This window comes from Pseudomonas sp. Z4-7 (assembly GCF_051131965.1).
Classification (GTDB): Bacteria; Pseudomonadota; Gammaproteobacteria; order Pseudomonadales; family Pseudomonadaceae; genus Aquipseudomonas.
Genome location: NZ_CP071642.1, coordinates 5,295,993 through 5,314,483 on the forward strand (window position 1 = coordinate 5,295,993; position 18,491 = coordinate 5,314,483).

General features: G+C 62.4%; 16 protein-coding genes. 12 read left to right on the forward strand and 4 right to left on the reverse strand.

Annotated elements, in window-relative coordinates:
- Window positions 1-62: 62 nt before the first annotated feature.
- A complete protein-coding gene (locus J3P91_RS23790; protein ID WP_434601909.1) occupies window positions 63-2,447 on the reverse strand; it encodes a hybrid sensor histidine kinase/response regulator in 2,385 nt (794 codons plus the stop codon).
- Between the two features lie 406 nt (window positions 2,448-2,853).
- Between J3P91_RS23790 and J3P91_RS23795 the strand changes: the two genes are divergently transcribed.
- The 4 genes from J3P91_RS23795 (at window position 2,854) to J3P91_RS23810 (ending at window position 6,378) form a co-directional block, all read left to right on the forward strand.
- Window positions 2,854-3,651: a hydroxymethylpyrimidine/phosphomethylpyrimidine kinase gene (locus tag J3P91_RS23795; RefSeq protein WP_434601910.1), complete on the forward strand. Its 798-nt coding sequence runs from the start codon at window positions 2,854-2,856 to the stop codon at window positions 3,649-3,651.
- Between the two features lie 15 nt (window positions 3,652-3,666).
- Window positions 3,667-4,293, forward strand: coding sequence for a thiamine phosphate synthase (gene thiE / locus J3P91_RS23800; protein WP_434571635.1), 627 nt, complete (start codon window positions 3,667-3,669; stop codon window positions 4,291-4,293).
- Window positions 4,294-4,320: 27 nt separating this feature from the next.
- The gene (gene hemL, locus J3P91_RS23805; RefSeq protein ID WP_434571634.1) at window positions 4,321-5,604 is read left to right on the forward strand and encodes a glutamate-1-semialdehyde 2,1-aminomutase; all 1,284 of its coding nucleotides are present in this window, start codon (window positions 4,321-4,323) and stop codon (window positions 5,602-5,604) included.
- 219 nt (window positions 5,605-5,823) lie between these two features.
- Window positions 5,824-6,378, forward strand: a complete 555-nt coding sequence (locus J3P91_RS23810; protein WP_434601911.1) for a tetratricopeptide repeat protein — start codon at window positions 5,824-5,826, stop codon at window positions 6,376-6,378.
- A 142-nt stretch (window positions 6,379-6,520) separates the two neighbouring features.
- On the opposite strand, the gene J3P91_RS23815 is transcribed toward J3P91_RS23810, so the two are convergent.
- Complete coding sequence (locus J3P91_RS23815) at window positions 6,521-6,850, reverse strand: DUF1820 family protein (RefSeq protein ID WP_003185742.1); 330 nt, start codon at window positions 6,848-6,850, stop codon at window positions 6,521-6,523.
- 133 nt (window positions 6,851-6,983) lie between these two features.
- On the opposite strand from J3P91_RS23815, the gene miaB reads away from it, so the two are divergent.
- From miaB to lnt, 5 genes are all read left to right on the forward strand, one after another.
- Window positions 6,984-8,312, forward strand: a complete 1,329-nt coding sequence (gene miaB, locus J3P91_RS23820; protein WP_434601912.1) for a tRNA (N6-isopentenyl adenosine(37)-C2)-methylthiotransferase MiaB — start codon at window positions 6,984-6,986, stop codon at window positions 8,310-8,312.
- Between the two features lie 215 nt (window positions 8,313-8,527).
- Window positions 8,528-9,535, forward strand: a complete 1,008-nt coding sequence (locus J3P91_RS23825; protein WP_434571629.1) for a PhoH family protein — start codon at window positions 8,528-8,530, stop codon at window positions 9,533-9,535.
- The gene (gene ybeY / locus J3P91_RS23830; protein WP_434571627.1) at window positions 9,528-9,986 is read left to right on the forward strand and encodes an rRNA maturation RNase YbeY; all 459 of its coding nucleotides are present in this window, start codon (window positions 9,528-9,530) and stop codon (window positions 9,984-9,986) included. The genes J3P91_RS23825 and ybeY overlap by 8 nt, the downstream gene beginning before the upstream one ends.
- Before the next feature lie 40 nt (window positions 9,987-10,026).
- Complete coding sequence (locus J3P91_RS23835) at window positions 10,027-10,866, forward strand: HlyC/CorC family transporter (protein ID WP_186610826.1); 840 nt, start codon at window positions 10,027-10,029, stop codon at window positions 10,864-10,866.
- Between the two features lie 27 nt (window positions 10,867-10,893).
- Window positions 10,894-12,417: an apolipoprotein N-acyltransferase gene (lnt, locus tag J3P91_RS23840; protein WP_434571625.1), complete on the forward strand. Its 1,524-nt coding sequence runs from the start codon at window positions 10,894-10,896 to the stop codon at window positions 12,415-12,417.
- 169 nt (window positions 12,418-12,586) lie between these two features.
- On the opposite strand, the gene J3P91_RS23845 is transcribed toward lnt, so the two are convergent.
- Complete coding sequence (locus tag J3P91_RS23845) at window positions 12,587-13,348, reverse strand: YdcF family protein (protein WP_434601913.1); 762 nt, start codon at window positions 13,346-13,348, stop codon at window positions 12,587-12,589.
- A gap of 102 nt (window positions 13,349-13,450) precedes the next feature.
- Window positions 13,451-13,771, reverse strand: a complete 321-nt coding sequence (locus tag J3P91_RS23850) for a hypothetical protein (protein WP_434571622.1) — start codon at window positions 13,769-13,771, stop codon at window positions 13,451-13,453.
- A 293-nt stretch (window positions 13,772-14,064) separates the two neighbouring features.
- On the opposite strand from J3P91_RS23850, the gene leuS reads away from it, so the two are divergent.
- From leuS to holA, 3 genes are all read left to right on the forward strand, one after another.
- Window positions 14,065-16,671 carry a leucine--tRNA ligase gene (leuS, locus tag J3P91_RS23855; protein WP_434601914.1) on the forward strand — a complete coding sequence of 869 codons (2,607 nt, stop codon included), beginning with the start codon at window positions 14,065-14,067 and terminating at the stop codon, window positions 16,669-16,671.
- A gap of 90 nt (window positions 16,672-16,761) precedes the next feature.
- The gene (gene lptE / locus J3P91_RS23860; protein ID WP_434601915.1) at window positions 16,762-17,367 is read left to right on the forward strand and encodes an LPS assembly lipoprotein LptE; all 606 of its coding nucleotides are present in this window, start codon (window positions 16,762-16,764) and stop codon (window positions 17,365-17,367) included.
- 39 nt (window positions 17,368-17,406) lie between these two features.
- Window positions 17,407-18,444: a DNA polymerase III subunit delta gene (gene holA / locus J3P91_RS23865; RefSeq protein WP_434571617.1), complete on the forward strand. Its 1,038-nt coding sequence runs from the start codon at window positions 17,407-17,409 to the stop codon at window positions 18,442-18,444.
- The last annotated feature ends 47 nt before the right edge of the window (window positions 18,445-18,491 follow it).

The following is an 18,491-nucleotide window of genomic DNA, read 5'->3' on the forward strand; positions in this document are numbered from 1 at the left end:
TTGGTCGGCCAGCAGAGGTCAGTTAAGCACCGCCTCCTGGCCGATCAAAGTGGCATATCCGCCTAAATACCGGCGCTTTCACCCTGCTTCGGACAAAGTACCCGTCGTTGCAGAATCGCCTGCAGTGCTTCGAATTTCACCGGTTTGCTCAGGTAATCGATCAGGCTACCCGCAGGGCAATGCGCCTGGTCCACGTTCGGGCTGACCACCAGCACGGGTAAGTCCTCGCAACCTGACATCGCGCGGATCTGACAGCAGACCGACACCCCATCCGATGGTGTCGACTGGCAATCGAGCAGCACCGCGTCAAAACTGTCGCCCTGCAGCAGCTCCAGCGCCGCGCGGCCACTGTCGGCGGTACGTACTCGGTAGCCAAGCTTGAGCAACATGCCGCGCATCACCAGTTGGTCGATGTTGTCGTCGTCGGCCAGCAGCACCGTGCAATCCTGGGGCAAGCGCGCAGCCCGGCGTGCGCTGCCAGGAAACGTTGCCGGGACGGCCACAGGCAATGCGATGTCAAATTCCACGTCCAGCTGGAAACGACTGCCGCGCCCCGGCTCCGAGGTATGGGTCAGGCGCCCGCCGAGCAATTCGACCAGTTGCCGACAAATCGCCAGGCCGACGCCGAGGCCGCCGTATTCGCGGGTCATCGAGCCGTCGAGCTGGAAGAAACGCTGGTACAGGGTCGCCTCCCCCAGATCGGTAAAGCCGATGCCGGTATCGATCACGGCGAAAGACAGCACCAGGCGATCGAGCTCCGACGTCCGGCCACTGACCCGCAGCGCGATGCCACCGACGCGGGTGAACTTGATGGCATTGTCCAGCAGGCATTCCAGGCACTGGGCCAATTTACCGCTGTCACCCAACAAACGGTCCGCCAGGCCGGGCGCTACGTCGACCTTGAAATCCAGGCCCTTGGCCGCCGCGTTGGCGCCGAACTGCACCTGCAGGGCCTCTATCACGCTGCGCAGGCTGAACGGCGCCGGATAGACCTTGAGCTTGCCGGCCTGCAACTCGGTGAGGGTGAGCATGCCGTTGACCATGCGCATCATGTCCCGCGCCGAACCGGCTGCGGTCTGCTGATATTGGCTGAGTTCCTCGTCCATCTCGACGGTTTCCATCAGTTCCAGGCAACCGATCACACCATTCATCGGCGTGCGCAACTCATGGGTCAACGTGGCGAGGAATTCGTCCTTGAGCTTGTTGCCCTGGGCCAACTGCTGGTTCAGCACTTCGAGTTTCTGCCCGGCGTCGAACAGCGTCTGCGCCTGCTGTTCGCGCATGGCGTTGATGCGGTCCGCAAGGGCCAGGGACAACAGCGCCACCTCGATGGCAGAGCCGATCTGGCTGGCATACATGGTCAGGAAGATGTTCGGCAGGTAACCCAACACCATCATCGTATTGACGACGCCCCCCAGCAGAAACGCCGACCAGGCAATAATGAAGTAACGCGCCACCCGCAGCCCCCGCCACCAGGCGAACAAGCCGGCGGCGAAAATCACCACGGTGAACACCAGGGCCAGCGCCGTCGCCAGGCGCAGCGCCAGCGCATAGCTGGTCATCAACGACAGGCCCACCACCACCGCGCCGTAGGCAATCAGCGCGAGCAGCAATCGGTCGAGCCAGCGGCTGTGCTGGGCGGTTTGCAGGAAGCTGCGGGCGAACTGACTGCCAAACACCCCCGCGCAACCAATGAAAAACGGCGTCGCGGCGTTGGCCCACCAGGGGTTGTCCGGCCAGAAATACTCAACCGCCGCGCCGTTGACCGACAATTGATAGAGGCCGAACGAGGCGATATAGAAAATGTAATAGAGGTAACTGGTGTCGCGCACGCTCAGGTAGATGAACAGGTTGTAGACCAGCATCCCCAGCAGTACGCCGTAGATGATGCCCAGCACATACAGGCGCACCGGCTGCTGTTCCAGGTACGCGGTGCTTGACCAGAGCGTCAACGGAGCCTGGATCGAGCCCTGGCTTTGCAGGCGCAGATACACGGTCTGGCGTTGATCGGGTTGGAAATCCAGGCTGAACAGGTAGTTGTTCTGGCGCACCTCGCGACTGGCGAACGGCAAGGCATCGCCGGTCTGGCGAACCAGGCGATAGGCACCTTGCGCATCGGCCAGATACAGGTCCAGGCGGTCCAGCGGCGGATACGCCAACTCCAGCAGCCAGGTGCGCTGGGCGCCGGGATTGCCCGGGCGGTAGTGCAAGTCGATCTTCAGCCAGAACGCCGAGCGCGAATACCCTGCGTTCAGCGTGGCCTGGTCGTGGGGTTTGAAGCGCCCAGCCGCGGCCTGGGCCAGGACATCCTCGAGGGTGGCCGTGCCGCTGGCGTCTTCAAACACCTGCAAGGCATGGCCCAAAGGCAGGCTTCGGGTAGATTCATCGAATTCAAGGGCGCTTGCCAAGGGGGACAAGCACAGCAGCAACATCAGCAAATAGCGCATTAAAGCCCCAGCGTGGCCTGTCCGGTTGAGTCAGGAAGCCCCCCATTCCCTGAGTAGACGTAAAACCGGCATTACCTGTTATTGGTTGGATCCATCCGTAGCATAGCCGTTGATGGCCAATTTGCACCATTGAAATTTTTCCGACAAAAGGCTCTAGCACGGGCGTCTCAGCGCCAAGCGTTGAGATAGAGCTGTTGCTTTGGTCAGGTTGGTACTGGCGGGCCATTCGTGGCGAGGGAGCTTGCTCCCGCTCGGTTGCGTAGCGACCGCAAGATCTCGGGGTCGCTTCGCGCCCCAGCGGGAGCAAGCTCCCTCGCCACAAAAACAGTCTCCAGCAGGAAACGTCGCGTAAAACCCTCAGAGCCCGATCACCGATAAATGGGGTTTGGTGATAAGCTCGCGCACCATGAATATCTACAACTCCCGCCCCGTTGTCCTCTGTCTCTCCGGCCACGACCCCAGTGGTGGCGCCGGCTTGCAGGCAGATATCGAAGCCCTGCTCGCCCAGGGTTGTCATGCCGCCCCGGCCGTTACCGCGTTGACCGTGCAAGACACGGTCAATGTCAGCGATTTCCGCGTACTCGATCGCGAGTGGGTAATGGCCCAGGCCAATGCCGTGCTCAACGATTCGCCCGTCGCGGCGGTCAAGCTGGGGATGCTCGGTTCGCTGGAAATGGTCGACACAGTGGTCGAGCTGCTCCAGGCGCGTCCACATCTGCCGATGGTCTGCGACCCGGTGCTGCGCGCCGGTGGTGGCGGTCGGCTGGGCAAGGATGAAGTCGGCTACGCCATGCGCGAGCGCCTGCTGCCGCTGGCGATCATCGCCACGCCCAACCTTCCTGAAGCACGCATTCTCGCCGAACTGCCGGAAGGCAGCGCCGATGAATGCGCCGAAAAACTGCTGCCCTTCGTCAAGCACCTGCTGATCACCGGCGGTCACGGCGATGAACATGAAGTCCACAATCGCCTGTACAGCCGCGACGGACGCCGCGAGACCTTCACCTGCCAGCGCTTGCCCGGCAGCTATCACGGTTCCGGCTGCACCCTGGCCAGCGCCCTGGCCGGCCGGCTGGCCCAGGGTGAACAGCTCGCCAGCGCGGTGAAGACCGCGCTGGATTACACCTGGCGAACCCTGCGCGATGCCGAACAACTGGGCAAAGGCCAGTTCGTCCCGCGTCGCCTGCCGCTGGATTTCTGCTCGTAGCAAAGGAGCCGTGGAATGAAATTACGTGGCCTTTATGCCGTCACCGACAGCCAGTTGCTGGCCGGCAAGTTCCTCGCCTATGTGGAAGCCGCGCTGGAAGGTGGCGTGACTCTGCTGCAATACCGCGACAAAAGCAGCGACGAGGCCCGGCGCTTGCGCGAGGCCGAGGCGCTGCGCAACCTGTGCGAGCGCTACAAGACCCAACTGATTATCAACGATGACGCCGAACTGGCCGCACGCCTCGGCGTCGGCGTCCACCTGGGCCAGACCGATGGCCCGCTGGCGCCGGTGCGGGCGTTGCTGGGGCACAAGGCAATCGTCGGCGCCACTTGCCACGCCAGCCTGGAACTGGCCGAACAGGCCGTCCGGGAAGGCGCCAGCTACGTCGCGTTCGGGCGCTTCTTCAATTCCAATACCAAGCCCGGGGCGCCCGCCGCAAACCTTGAACTGCTCGAACAGACCCGTATCAAACTGCATATACCGGTGTGCGCCATCGGCGGCATCACTCTGGAAAACGCCGCCCCGCTGGTGGCCCATGGCGTCGACCTGCTCGCGGTGGTCCATGGCCTGTTCGGCGCCGACAGCACGGCTGAGGTGACGCGCCGCGCCCGCGCCTTCAACGACCTGCTGCAAACCAAATAGTCATTTCCCGATTTCGAGAGCCCTACCATGTCCCGTTCCGAAACCCTGTTTGCCAACGCTCAGAAACACATCCCCGGCGGCGTGAATTCACCTGTTCGTGCGTTCAAGAGCGTCGGCGGCACCCCGCTGTTCTTCAAGCACGCCGAGGGCGCGTATGTCACCGACGAAGACGACAAGCGCTACGTCGATTACGTGGGTTCGTGGGGCCCGATGATCCTCGGCCACAGCCATCCGGACGTGCTGGACGCGGTGCGCAAGCAACTGGAGCACGGCTTGTCCTATGGCGCGCCGACCGCGATGGAAACCGAAATGGCCGATCTGGTCTGCTCCATCGTGCCATCGATGGAAATGGTGCGCATGGTCAGTTCCGGCACCGAGGCGACCATGAGCGCGATCCGCCTGGCGCGCGGCTACACCGGGCGCGACAGCATCATCAAATTCGAAGGCTGCTACCACGGTCATTCCGACAGCCTGCTGGTCAAGGCCGGCTCAGGCGCGCTGACCCAAGGCGTGCCCAGCTCGGCGGGCGTACCGGCGGCATTTGCCAAACACACGCTGACCCTGCCGTTCAACGATCTTGAAGAAGTCGAGAAAATGCTCGGGGAAGTCGGCCAGGAAGTGGCCTGCATCATCGTCGAGCCGGTGGCCGGCAACATGAACTGCGTGCCGCCAGCGCCAGGTTTCCTCGAAGGCCTGCGCAGCCTGTGCGACCAGCACGGCGTGGTGCTGATTTTCGACGAAGTGATGACCGGCTTCCGCGTCGCCCTCGGCGGTGCCCAGGCTCATTACGGCGTAACGCCGGACCTGAGCACCTTCGGCAAGATCATCGGCGGCGGCATGCCGGTAGGCTGCTTCGGCGGCAAGCGCGCGATCATGGAATGCATCGCCCCGCTGGGCCCGGTCTACCAGGCCGGGACCTTGTCGGGCAATCCGCTGGCCATGGCCGCCGGCCTGACCACCCTGCGCCTGATCAGCCGTCCGGGTTTCCACGCCGAGCTGAGCGACTTCACCACTCGCCTGCTCGACGGCTTGCAAGTACGCGCCGATGCGGCAGGCATCCCGTTCGTCACCACCCAGGCCGGCGGCATGTTCGGCCTGTACTTCAGTGGCGCCGATGACATCGTGACCTTCGACGACGTGATGGCCAGCGACGCCGACCGCTTCAAGCGCTTCTTCCACCTGATGCTCGAGGGTGGCGTCTACCTGGCGCCAAGCGCGTTCGAAGCCGGCTTCACCTCCATCGCCCATGGCGAGGCCGAGTTGAAGATCACCCTCGACGCGGCCGAGCGGGCCTTTGCTGCGCTGAAGTAAACGTGTGGACGACTGACGCTGGCTGACACCAGCGCCAGTGATTGCCCATTGCCTCGGGATGCCTTTTTCCAGGTATTTGCCCAACAAGCGGCCGCTATCGTTCCCTCGCAGCAGAAAAACGAGTAAAGACTTTGTAAGGATGGCCCTGCTTATTTCATAATGCGCGCTTATTGGATCCCCCGGAGGGTCCACGCGCCCCTCAGAGGTAAGTCGATTCCCATGAACCGCACCGGCCGCACCCTTGCCTTGGGCTGCCTGTTGCTCCTTCAGCCCCTGCTCGCCAACGCACAGGCAGGCGGCAACTCGTTGTTGATCCCGGCGATGGGCCGTTGCACGCTCAACACCCAGCCACAAGATCTGGCACCGGCACTCGACGCCTGTCGAAAAGCCGCCGACGAGGGCGATGCCCAAGCGCAATTTGAGCTGGGCGAGTTCTACTATGACGGCAAGGCCGCGCCCCGCGACCTCAAGCAAGCCCTCGACTATTTCGAAAAAGCCTCGCTGCAAGGCCACGCCCAGGCGCAATTCAAGCTTGGCGGCATGTTCTTCCATGGCGAAGGTGTGCAGGCCAACAACGTCCAGGCTTACATCGTCTTGAAGATGGCGGCGGTCAATGGCGCCGAAGAGGCACTGGACACCGCCGACGAAGTTGCCGAGCAGATGCCCCGCGACGAGCTGGAAGTGGCGACCCAGGTGCTGGGCCAGATCTTTCGCAAATACCTGATGGAATTGCAGAACGCCGACGGGCGTACGCCGTTCTCGCCGCTGCCCTGATTATTGCTTCAGCCTGGATGGCCTCATCGCGAGCAGGCTCGCTCCCACAGTTGGAATCCCTGTAGACACAAAATTTGTGTACACCAGCAATCCATTGTGGGAGCGAGCCTGCTCGCGATTGGGAGCAACTCGGTGTTGAGCCTTACTTCTCAGGCATCGGCATCGGAAACGGCATGACATTGCCGACCGCGCCACGGGCTTCGCTGATTTTCGGCGTGCCCAGGCGCTCGACCTCGTCGATGCGCACGATCGAGTGCATCGGCACGAAACTGCGCACCACGCCTTCGAACTGCGCCTTGAGCTTTTCTTCGCTCGGGTCGACGACCACTTGCGTGCGCTCGCCAAAGACGAATTCCTCGACCTCCAGGAAGCCCCACAGATCACTTTGATAGATCTGTTTAGCGTACATTTCGAACACTTGGCCCTGGTTGAGGAAAATCACCTTGTAAATTGGAGCTTCACGTTTGGTCATGGCTGGCGAAACACATCGGCGGGTAAAAATGAGGGCGCGAACTATAGCATAGCCACTGCTCGCGCGAATTAGCCACACAGCCCACTATTTCCCTATAATGCGCGGTTCTTTGAATCACGTGATGAACCCGTCCATGGCCAAGAAGCTTTACATCGAAACCCACGGTTGCCAGATGAACGAGTACGACAGCTCGCGCATGGTCGATCTGCTGGGTGAACACCAGGCCCTGGAAGTCACCGCCCGCGCGGAAGACGCGGACGTGATCCTGCTCAACACCTGCTCGATCCGCGAACGCGCCCAGGACCGCGTGTATTCCCAGTTGGGCCGCTGGCGTGAACTGAAGCTGGCCAACCCGGACATGGTCATTGCCGTGGGCGGCTGTGTCGCCAGCCAGGAAGGCGCGGCCATTCGTGACCGGGCGCCCTACGTGGACGTGGTCTTTGGCCCACAGACCCTGCACCGCCTGCCGGAGATGATCGACGCCGCACGCATTACCAAGCTGCCGCAAGTAGACGTCTCGTTCCCGGAAATCGAAAAATTCGATCACCTGCCCGAACCGCGTATCGACGGCCCAAGTGCCTACGTATCGGTGATGGAAGGCTGCAGCAAGTACTGCACGTTCTGCGTGGTGCCGTATACCCGCGGCGAAGAAGTCAGCCGCCCCTTCGACGACGTGATTGCCGAAATCATCCACCTGGCGGAAAACGGCGTGCGCGAAGTGACCCTGCTGGGGCAGAACGTCAACGGCTACCGCGGGCTGACCCATGACGGTCGCCTGGCGGACCTCGCAGAACTGATCCGCGTCGTGGCGGCGGTGGACGGCATTGACCGCATCCGTTACACCACCTCACACCCGCTGGAGTTTTCCGACAGCCTGATCCAGGCCCACGCCGAGGTCCCCGAACTGGTCAACCACCTGCACCTGCCAGTGCAATCGGGTTCCGACCGGATCCTCGCGGCCATGAAGCGCAACCACACGGCGCTCGAATACAAATCCAAGCTGCGCAAACTGCGCGCGGCGGTCCCGGGGATCTGCATCAGTTCGGATTTCATCGTCGGTTTCCCCGGCGAAACCGAGAAGGATTTCCAACAGACCATGAAGCTGATCGAGGATGTGGGCTTCGATTTCTCCTATTCCTTTGTCTACAGCCAGCGCCCCGGCACGCCGGCGGCGGACCTGGTGGACGAGACGCCCGAGGAAGTGAAGAAGGAGCGACTCAACGCGTTGCAACACCGCCTGAACCAGCAAGGTTTCGAGATCAGCCGACAAATGGTCGGCTCCATCCAGCGGATCCTGGTGACCGATTACTCGAAAAAAGACCCGGGCGAATTGCAGGGGCGCACCGAGAATAACCGTATCGTCAACTTCCGCTGCGACACTCCGGCATTGATCGGCCAGTTCGCCGACGTGCACATCGACGCCGCGCAACCGCACTCCCTGCGCGGCTCGCTGGTCCAGTAACAACACCACGCCATGTGGGAGCGAGCCTGCTCGCGAAAGCGCTATTACGGTCAATATCGAGGTTGGATGTGACAGCGCTTTCGCGAGCAGGCTCGCTCCTACACTGGTCGTGGCGAGCCTGTTGTCAGATTGCGCCGCTTAAGAGCTTTCGCACCCAGCCTACTGGCGTTATCCTTGATTTCATCTTAATTGCCCCTGGGCGGCTAAAAACGACCTTGAACGCACCCATCGAACCACATCGTTTCATTCTCGAGCCCTTCGAGGCTCGCCGCTTCGCCAATCTGTGCGGGCAATTCGACGAGCATCTGCGCTTGATCGAACAGCGCCTGGCCATCGAGATCCGCAACCGCGGAAACCAGTTCGAACTGATCGGCGAACCCAAGCACACCTCCTCCGCGGAAAACCTGCTGCGCCGCCTCTATCGGGAAACCAAGGCAAGCGAGCTGTCGCCGGATCTGGTCCATCTGTTCCTGCAGGAGTCGGCTGTCGAGGAACTCGACAACCCAGCCCCTGCGGAAGCTGCGGTGGCCCTGCGCACGAAAAAAGGCATGATTCGCCCGCGCGGCCTGAATCAGCAGCGCTACGTGAAGGAAATCCTCGCCAACGATATCAATTTCGGGATCGGCCCGGCCGGCACCGGCAAGACGTACCTGGCCGTGGCCTGTGCGGTCGATGCGCTGGAGCGCGAACAGGTGCGACGCATCCTGCTGGTGCGCCCGGCGGTCGAAGCCGGGGAAAAGCTCGGGTTCCTGCCCGGCGACCTTTCCCAGAAAATCGACCCGTACCTGCGCCCGCTCTACGATGCACTGTACGAAATGCTCGGTTTCGAATACGTTGCCAAGCTGATCGAACGCCAGGTCATCGAGGTTGCGCCACTGGCCTACATGCGTGGCCGCACCCTGAACAACAGCTTCATCATCCTCGACGAAAGCCAGAACACCACCGTCGAACAGATGAAGATGTTCCTGACCCGGATCGGCTTCGGCTCCACCGCCGTCATCACCGGGGACATCACCCAGGTCGACCTGCCCCGTGGCACCAAGTCCGGGCTGAACCATGTGATCCAGGTGCTCAAGGATGTCCCGGGCATCAGCTTCACGCATTTCATGCCCAAGGACGTCGTGCGCCATCCGCTGGTGCAGCGCATCGTCGAAGCCTATGAACGCTTCGAGAATCGCCAGGAAGACGCGCCCGCCGCCAAGGGCAACAGCCACGATGCTTGAACTCGACCTGCAACTGGCCAGCGAACATGCAGCCCCCGGCGAGGCCCAGTTCCGTCAATGGTGCGAACTGGCCCTGCGTCAGCGTAGCGCCGACTCGGAGCTGACCATCCGCCTGGTGGACGAAGCCGAAGGTCGCGAGTTGAACCACACCTGGCGGCAGAAGGACTACGCCACCAACGTGCTGTCCTTCCCCGCCGACGTGCCCGACGAGCTGCTCGATATCCCGCTATTGGGCGACCTGGTGATTTGCGTCCCCGTGGTGGAGCGTGAAGCGGCGGAACAACACAAGACCCCTGAGGCCCACTGGGCTCACCTGGTGATTCACGGCTGCTTGCATTTGCTCGGTTACGACCATATGGAAGATGACGAAGCCGAGGAAATGGAAGCACTGGAACGAACGTTGCTTGCCGAGCTGGGTCATCCCGACCCTTATGCCGGCGACGAACACTGATACATCAACCTGTAACGACAAAGGATTCAGAGTAATCGCTATGAGCGAAGATCGATCGACCAACGGGCAGAAGTCATGGCTGGGCAAGCTCACCCAGGCTTTTGCCCATGAGCCGAAAAACCGCCAGGAGCTGCTGGAGCTGCTGCGCGATGCACACCAGAACAAACTGTTGGACAGCGAAGCGCTGGCCATCGTCGAAGGCGCCATCCAGGTCGCTGACCTGCAAGTGCGGGACATCATGGTCCCGCGCTCGCAGATGGTCAGCATCAAGGCGACCCAGACTCCCCGCGAATTCCTGCCGGCCGTGGTCGATTCCGCTCACTCGCGCTACCCGGTCGTCGGCGAGAGCCATGACGACGTCATGGGCGTGCTGCTGGCCAAGGACCTGCTGCCGCTGATCCTCCAGGAGAACGGCGACAGCTTCAACATCAAGGACTTGCTGCGTCCGGCCACCTTCGTGCCCGAGTCCAAGCGCCTTAACGTGCTGCTGCGCGAGTTCCGCGCCAATCACAATCATATGGCCATCGTCATCGACGAATACGGTGGCGTGGCCGGGCTGGTCACCATCGAAGACGTGCTTGAGCAGATCGTCGGCGACATCGAGGACGAACACGATGTCGAGGAAGACAGCTACATCAAGCCACTGCCCAGCGGTGACTTCCTGATCAAGGCCCTGACGCCCATCGAGAACTTCAACGAGTTCTTCGACAGCGAGTTTTCCGACGATGAGTTCGATACCGTCGGCGGCCTGGTCATGAGCGCTTTCGGGCACCTGCCCAAGCGTAACGAAACCACCGAGATCGGCTCCTGGCGCTTCCGCATCCTGAATGCCGACAGTCGCCGGATCCATCTGCTGCGCCTGTCACCCATTGCCCGTTAACCCCTGCGAGACCCGCTAAGGAAATACATGCGCTGGATAACCCGCCCCGGCTGGCCCGGTAACCTGCTGGCCGTGGCGGCCGGCGCGATCACCACCCTGGCGTTGGCACCCTTCGACATCTGGCCGCTGGCATTGCTCGCGGTCGGGTTGTTCTACGCCGGCTTGCGCGAACTCTCGCCCCGCCAGGCCCTGGGCCGTGGTTGGTGTTTCGGTTTCGGCCTGTTTGGCGCCGGCACCAGCTGGATCTACGTCAGCATCCACAACTTCGGCGGCGCCTCGGTGCTGCTCGCCGGTCTGTTGATGCTGTTGTTCATCGCCGCCATCGCCTGGTTTTTCGCCCTGCCCGCCTGGCTGTGGGCGCGCTGGCTGCGGCGCAACGAGGCGCCCCTGGCCGACGCACTGGCCTTCGCCGCGCTGTGGTTGGGCCAGGAAGCTTTCCGCGGCTGGTTCCTGACCGGTTTCCCGTGGCTTTATTCCGGCTATAGCCAGCTCGACGGCCCGCTGGCGGGGCTCGCGCCGCTGGGCGGGATGTGGCTGATATCCTTCACCCTCGCCCTGACCGCCGCGCTGCTGTACAACGTGCCCCGGCTGCTGCGCGCCGGGCGCAAGGGCTTCATCGCTGCGGGCCTGGTGCTGCTGGTCGGTCCGTGGGTCGCCGGCATGGCGCTCAAGGGCCACGCCTGGACCAGTCCTTCGGGCGACCCGCTGAGCGTGGCGGCGATCCAGGGTAATATCGAACAAAGCATGAAGTGGGACCCCGAACAGCTCAACGCGCAGTTGGCGCTGTACCGCGACATGAGCCTCAGCTCCAAGCGCGTCGACCTGCTGGTCTGGCCGGAAACCGCGGTGCCGGTGCTCAAGGAGTCCGCCCAGGGTTACCTGGACATGATGGGCAGCTTCGCCGCCGAGCGGCATTCGGCGCTGATCACCGGCGTGCCGATTCGCCAACTGGTGCGCCACGAGAGACGCTACTTCAACGGCATCACCGTGACCGGAGAAGGCGATGGCACCTACCTCAAGCAGAAACTCGTGCCCTTCGGCGAGTACGTGCCGTTGCAGGACCTGCTGCGCGGGCTGATCGCATTCTTCGACTTGCCCATGTCGGATTTCGCCCGGGGCCCGGCCGACCAGCCGCTGCTGCAAGCCAAGGGTTACCAGATCGCTCCATTCATTTGTTACGAAGTGGTCTACCCGGAATTCGCCGCCAGCCTTTCGGCGCGCAGCGACCTGCTGCTGACCATCAGCAACGACACCTGGTTCGGCACTTCGATCGGCCCGCTGCAGCATTTGCAAATGGCGCAGATGCGCGCGCTGGAAGCCGGCCGCTGGATGATTCGTGCCACCAACAACGGGGTGACCGGCCTGATCAACCCCTTCGGCCAGATCACCGTCAGCATCCCGCAATTCGAGCGCGGCATCCTCTACGGCGAAGTGGTGCCGATGCACGACCTGACGCCCTACCTGCAATGGCGTTCGTGGCCGTTGATCATCTTGTGCGTGTTGCTGCTGGGCTGGGCGTTGATGGCCGGACGGATGGCAAAAACCGTTTGACACATCTCTTGTAGGGCTGGATATCTCTGTGGCGAGGGAGCTTGCTCCCGCTCGGCTGCGCAGCAGTCGCAAAACCGGACAGTGCGTTTTACCTGGAGCACTGCTGGGGCCTGCTTCGCAGGCCAGCGGGAGCAAGCTCCCTCGCCACAATAGCGTTCACCTTGATAAGTCAGCGGTAGAACAACCAATACCCTACCAACCCCACCGCTTCATTCATCAACTGTCCCGACTGCCAGATCGACTTGAACTCCGGCATCCAGCCGCCCAATGGCCGGGCATTATCCTGGCCGAGAAACCCCATCGGCGCCGGTACCACCTCGAAGCCCGCACGCTGGAAGCTCCAGACCGCGCGTGGCATATGCCAGGCCTGGGTCACGACGACCACGCGCTTGACGCCTTCAGGCAACAGGATCTGCGCGCTCATCTGGGCATTTTCCCAGGTCGTGCGGCTGCGCTCTTCCAGCCAGCGTACGGTCACCCCGTGATCATCGAGCATCGCGTCGGCCATCAGCTTCGCTTCGCTGGGCGCAGTACCATAGTGCAAGCCACCAGTAGTCAGCACAGGCAGGCCGGACGCCTTGGCCAGGCGCGCCGCATAGCGCTGGCGCTCCAGACCGATACCGGTGGGCTGGTCAGTGCCCCAGGCCAGGTCGCCACGCTCACGACCGGACCCCAGCACCACGATGGCGTCGGCACGCTGAGCCAGGGTCGCCCATTCACTGCGCGGCAGTGGCGGCTCACGCTCCAATGCCCCGGCGCTCCACTGCACCACCACCGGCAGGCTCATCAGCCAGAAACCACCGAGGCCCGCCGCAAAACACAGGCGAGCCAGGCGCGGCCGGGAGTCGCGCCACCACCAGGCAAGCGCCAGCAGCAGTAAAAGAATGCCGGGCGGCAATAGAAGTTGTTTGATGAAATAACGAAACGGCATCGGGCATCTCCAAAGATGCCCGAAGCCTAGGTGGGTTGACGCAATGCGACAACAGATTCGAAAAAAGCCGAATCAAAAAAAGCGACACGCGTGGATCCGGCTTCACTTGAACTGCAGCGACCGGACCTTTACAGCATCCTTGTCGGGCGTCCGGTCCTTGAGCCAGACAACCTTGGCCGGACGGGGCGCATCGAGACGCTTGTTTGCCTGGACACCACTGGAGGAGGCCTGGTGCCCGACTTGCTCAAGGTAAGCCTTGACGACTTCGAACTCTGCGGGGCTCAAGCCGCGTAGTTCCAGCTCTGCCGGGCGTTCATCACGCAAGCGACCGGCGGTTCTTGCCGCGTCCAGGGCCACCCCGAGACGATCGATCAGTTTTTCGTACAGCTCAGGTGTAGCGACTTTTCGTTGTGATTCAACCATCCCTCACCTCATTGAAGATAAGACTCACTCCCCATTGAGAAGCTTAGCTTCGCTGGGCAAACCGGCAGGACGCCGCGACCAACGGCCCTGAACGCCGGCCGTCGGCAATGGTCGGCAACGCCTGGACACGCAATCAAGGTTTCCCTCGGCAGAGCGCGGTCATGTATGCTACGGCGCTTCCTGTAACTCCACTTCCAGCCTGGCTGGGCATCGAAAACGCCGCATCCGGCGTCGTCTGCGTCCAGCATGGCAATGAAGAGGATTGGGCCACCCCATTCAGTACAAAAGTAGCCATGCACGAACACTACCAGCCCCGTGAAATCGAAGCCGCCGCCCAATCGTTCTGGGACGAGCAAAAGTCCTTTGAAGTCAGTGAACAGCCAGGCAAGGAGACGTACTACTGCCTGTCGATGTTCCCTTACCCCAGCGGCAAGCTGCACATGGGGCACGTGCGCAACTACACCATCGGCGACGTGATCTCCCGCTACCAACGCATGCAGGGCAAGAATGTCCTGCAACCGATGGGTTGGGACGCCTTCGGCATGCCGGCGGAAAACGCCGCGATGAAAAACAACGTGGCCCCTGCCAAGTGGACCTACGAAAACATCGCCTACATGAAGACCCAGCTGCGCAGCCTGGGCCTTGCGGTGGACTGGTCTCGCGAGGTCACCACCTGCAAGCCCGAGTACTACCGCTGGGAGCAGTGGCTGTTCACCCGCCTCTTCGAAAAAGGCGTGATCTACCGCAAGAACGGCACCGTGAACTGGGACCCGGTGGACCAGACCGTACTGGCCAACGAGCAGGTCATCGACGGTCGCGGCTGGCGCTCCGGCGCGCTGATCGAAAAGCGCGAGATCCCGATGTACTACTTCAAGATCACCGCCTACGCGGATGAACTCCTGGAGAGTCTCGACGAGCTGACCGGCTGGCCCGAGCAGGTCAAGACCATGCAGCGCAACTGGATCGGCAAGTCCCGGGGCATGGAAGTGCAGTTCCCGTACGACGTCGCCTCCATTGGCGAGGCCGGCACCCTGAAAGTCTTCACCACCCGTCCGGATACCCTGATGGGCGCCACCTACGTAGCCGTGGCCGCCGAACATCCGCTGGCGACCCTCGCAGCGCAGAACAACCCCGAGCTGCAGGCGTTCATCGCCGAATGCAAGGGCGGCAGCGTCGCCGAAGCCGATGTCGCCACCCAGGAAAAGAAAGGCCTGCCGACCTCGCTGTTCGTCGAACACCCGCTCACCGGCGAGAAACTGCCGGTGTGGGTCGCCAACTACGTGCTGATGCACTATGGCGACGGCGCCGTGATGGCCGTGCCGGCTCACGACGAACGCGACTTCGAGTTCGCCCACAAGTACAACCTGCCAGTCAAACCGGTCGTGCGCACCAGCGCCGGTGACCAGACCCCGGCGCCATGGCAGGATGCCTATGGCGAGCACGGTGAGCTGATCAATTCCGGCGAGTACAACGGCCTGGATTTCGCCGGCGCATTCGATGCCATCGAAGTCGCGCTGATCAAGAAAAACCTCGGCGCCTCGCGCACCCAGTTCCGCCTGCGTGACTGGGGCATCAGCCGCCAGCGCTACTGGGGCTGCCCGATTCCGATCGTGCATTGCGACGCCTGCGGCGATGTACCGGTACCGGAAGACCAGTTGCCAGTGGTCCTGCCGGAAGACGTCGTACCCGACGGCGCCGGCTCGCCTTTGGCACGCATGCCCGAGTTCTACGAATGCAGTTGCCCGAAATGCGGCGCACCGGCCAAGCGTGAAACCGATACCATGGACACCTTCGTCGAGTCCTCGTGGTATTACGCCCGCTACGCCTCGCCGCATTATGAAGGCGGCCTGGTGGAAAAATCCGCGGCCGACCACTGGTTGCCGGTGGACCAGTACATCGGCGGCATCGAACACGCCATCCTGCACCTGCTCTACGCGCGCTTCTTCCACAAGCTGATGCGCGACGAAGGCCTGGTGAGCTCCAACGAGCCGTTCAAGAACCTGCTGACCCAAGGCATGGTGATCGCCGAGACTTACTATCGTCGCGAAGCCAATGGTGCCTATACCTGGTTCAACCCGAGCGACGTCGAGCTCGAACGCGACAGCAAAGCCAAGGTCATCAGCGCCAAGCTGATCGCCGACGGCCTGCCGGTGGAAATCGGCGGTACCGAAAAAATGGCCAAGTCGAAGAACAACGGCGTCGACCCACAATCGATGATCGACCAGTTCGGCGCAGACACCTGCCGCCTGTTCATGATGTTCGCGTCGCCACCCGACATGAGCGCCGAATGGTCCGACTCCGGCGTCGAAGGCTCGCACCGCTTCCTCAAGCGCGTCTGGCGCCTCGCCCAGGCTCACGTCAACCAAGGTCTGCCGGGCAAACTGGACCTCGCCGGCCTGAACGACGATCAGAAAGCCATTCGTCGCTCGATTCACCTGGCGATCAAGCAGGCCAGCCATGACGTCGGCCAGAACCACAAATTCAACACGGCCATCGCCCAGGTGATGACGCTGATGAATGTGCTGGAAAAAGCCGCGCAAGACACCGAACAGGATCGCGCGCTGGTTCAGGAAGGCCTGGAAGCCGTGACGCTGCTGCTCGCACCGATCACCCCGCACATCAGCCATGAGCTGTGGAATCAGTTGGGTCACGCCGACCCGGTGATCGATGCCGGTTGGCCGGTGGTGGACGAAACAGCGCTGGTACAAGACAGCCTGACCCTGGTCATCCAGGTCAACGGCAAGCTGCGCGGCCAGATCGACATGCCGGCCGCCGCCACTCGCGAAGAAGTCGAAGCCGCCGCACGCGCCAACGAAAACGTACTGCGCTTCGTCGATGGCCTGACGATCCGCAAAGTGATCGTCGTGCCCGGCAAACTGGTCAATATCGTCGCAAGCTAATTGGATCGGGCGTCCAGGCCATCGGCCGGACGCCGAATATGACCTGCGGGGCCGCACAGTCGGCCCCTGGGTTTCAAGGGGAGCAACAAGATGATCAAACGTAATCTGCTGGTTATGGGCCTGGCGGTCCTGTTGAGCGCCTGCGGCTTCCAGCTGCGCGGCACTGGCACCACCGAGCTGGCCATCAAGGAACTGGACCTCAGCGCGCGGGACGCTTATGGCGATACCGTGAAAATGCTGCGTCAGACCCTGGAAAACAGCGGTGTGAAAGTCTACAGCGGCGCACCGTACAAGCTGGTATTGGCAAGCGAACAGCAAAGCCAGCGCAGCCTCAGCTATGCCGGCGCCGGTCGTTCGGCCGAGTACGAGCTGACCAACGTGTTGAACTACGAAATCCGCGGCCAGAATGGTCTGTCGCTGCTGGATGACAAGCTGCAGGTGCAGAAGGTCTACCTGCACGACGGCAACAACATCACCGGCTCCGACCAGGAGTCCGTCGAAGTACGCGGCGAAATGCGCCGTGAACTGGTCCAGCGCATGATGCTGCGCCTGCAACAGCTGAGCCCGGCTCAACTGGACCAGTTGCAACAGACCGCCAATGCCCGTGCCAAGGCCGAAGCCGAAGCGCTGGAAGCGGCACGCAAGGCTGAGGCGGAAACCCCGCAACAGTCGCCGTTGCAGATCCCGGCTCAATAAGCCTTGCGGGGCGCTCCGGCGTCCCGCTCGCCTGCGCCTATGAAGCTCGCTCCCGCTCAACTCGGCAAACACCTGCAAGGCGCGCTCGCGCCCGTCTATATCATCAGCGGCGATGACCCGCTGCTGTGCCAGGAAGCCGCCGACGCCATCCGCTCTGCCGCCCGCCAACAAGGTTTCGACGAACGCCAGGTGTTCGCCGCCGACGCCAGCTTCGATTGGGGTACGTTACTGCAGGCCGGGGCAAGCATGTCGCTGTTCGCCGAGAAACGCCTGCTGGAACTACGCTTGCCCTCCGGTAAACCCGGTGACAAGGGCGCCGCCGCGCTGATCGAATATTGCTCGCGGCCCGCCGAGGACACGGTATTGCTGATCAGCTTGCCGAAACTCGATGGCAGCGCGCAGAAAACCAAGTGGGGAAAGGCACTGGTCGAAGGCCAGCAGACTCAGTTCGTGCAAATCTGGCCGGTGGATGTCAGCCAGTTGCCCAGTTGGATCCGCCAGCGCCTGTCCCAGGCCGGCCTGTCGGCCAGCCAGGACGCGGTCGAGCTGATTGCTGCCCGGGTCGAAGGCAACCTGTTGGCCGCCGCCCAGGAGATCGAAAAGCTCAAGCTGATGGCCGAGGGTGGCCAGATTACGGTGGAAACGGTCCAGGCGGCCGTGGCCGACAGCGCACGCTTTGATGTCTTCGGGCTTACCGACGCGATCCTCAACGGTGAAGCCGCCCACGCCTTGCGCATGCTTGAAGGCCTGCGGGGCGAAGGCGTCGAACCGCCAGTGATTCTCTGGGCGCTGGCCCGGGAGTTGCGCCTGCTCGCGAACCTGTCGTTGCAATACAGTCAGGGCGTGCCGCTGGACAAAGCCTTCAGCCAGGCCCGGCCGCCGGTATGGGACAAACGCAAACCGTTGATGAGCAAGGCGCTGCAACGTTACTCGGCATCACGCTGGGCGCAATTGCTGCTCGAAGCCCAGCGCATCGACGCACAGATCAAGGGCCAGGCCGCAGGCTCGCCGTGGATGAGCCTGAGCCGGTTGTCGCTGTTGATGGCCGGCCAACGGCTGTCATTACCCGCTGAATAAACCGGTACCTGTGGCGAGGGAGCTTGCTCCCTCGCCACAAAAGCCGC

Excerpts from the sequence above, each read along its gene's own strand:
- J3P91_RS23790 (WP_434601909.1), bottom strand. The coding sequence starts at position 2,447 with ATGCGCTATTTGCTGATGTTGCTGCTGTGCTTGTCCCCCTTGGCAAGC.
- J3P91_RS23795 (WP_434601910.1), top strand. The coding sequence starts at position 2,854 with ATGAATATCTACAACTCCCGCCCCGTTGTCCTCTGTCTCTCCGGCCAC.
- thiE (WP_434571635.1), top strand. The coding sequence starts at position 3,667 with ATGAAATTACGTGGCCTTTATGCCGTCACCGACAGCCAGTTGCTGGCC.
- hemL (WP_434571634.1), top strand. The coding sequence starts at position 4,321 with ATGTCCCGTTCCGAAACCCTGTTTGCCAACGCTCAGAAACACATCCCC.
- J3P91_RS23810 (WP_434601911.1), top strand. The coding sequence starts at position 5,824 with ATGAACCGCACCGGCCGCACCCTTGCCTTGGGCTGCCTGTTGCTCCTT.
- J3P91_RS23815 (WP_003185742.1), bottom strand. The coding sequence starts at position 6,850 with ATGACCAAACGTGAAGCTCCAATTTACAAGGTGATTTTCCTCAACCAG.
- miaB (WP_434601912.1), top strand. The coding sequence starts at position 6,984 with ATGGCCAAGAAGCTTTACATCGAAACCCACGGTTGCCAGATGAACGAG.
- ybeY (WP_434571627.1), top strand. The coding sequence starts at position 9,528 with ATGCTTGAACTCGACCTGCAACTGGCCAGCGAACATGCAGCCCCCGGC.
- J3P91_RS23835 (WP_186610826.1), top strand. The coding sequence starts at position 10,027 with ATGAGCGAAGATCGATCGACCAACGGGCAGAAGTCATGGCTGGGCAAG.
- lnt (WP_434571625.1), top strand. The coding sequence starts at position 10,894 with ATGCGCTGGATAACCCGCCCCGGCTGGCCCGGTAACCTGCTGGCCGTG.
- J3P91_RS23845 (WP_434601913.1), bottom strand. The coding sequence starts at position 13,348 with ATGCCGTTTCGTTATTTCATCAAACAACTTCTATTGCCGCCCGGCATT.
- J3P91_RS23850 (WP_434571622.1), bottom strand. The coding sequence starts at position 13,771 with ATGGTTGAATCACAACGAAAAGTCGCTACACCTGAGCTGTACGAAAAA.
- leuS (WP_434601914.1), top strand. The coding sequence starts at position 14,065 with ATGCACGAACACTACCAGCCCCGTGAAATCGAAGCCGCCGCCCAATCG.
- lptE (WP_434601915.1), top strand. The coding sequence starts at position 16,762 with ATGATCAAACGTAATCTGCTGGTTATGGGCCTGGCGGTCCTGTTGAGC.
- holA (WP_434571617.1), top strand. The coding sequence starts at position 17,407 with ATGAAGCTCGCTCCCGCTCAACTCGGCAAACACCTGCAAGGCGCGCTC.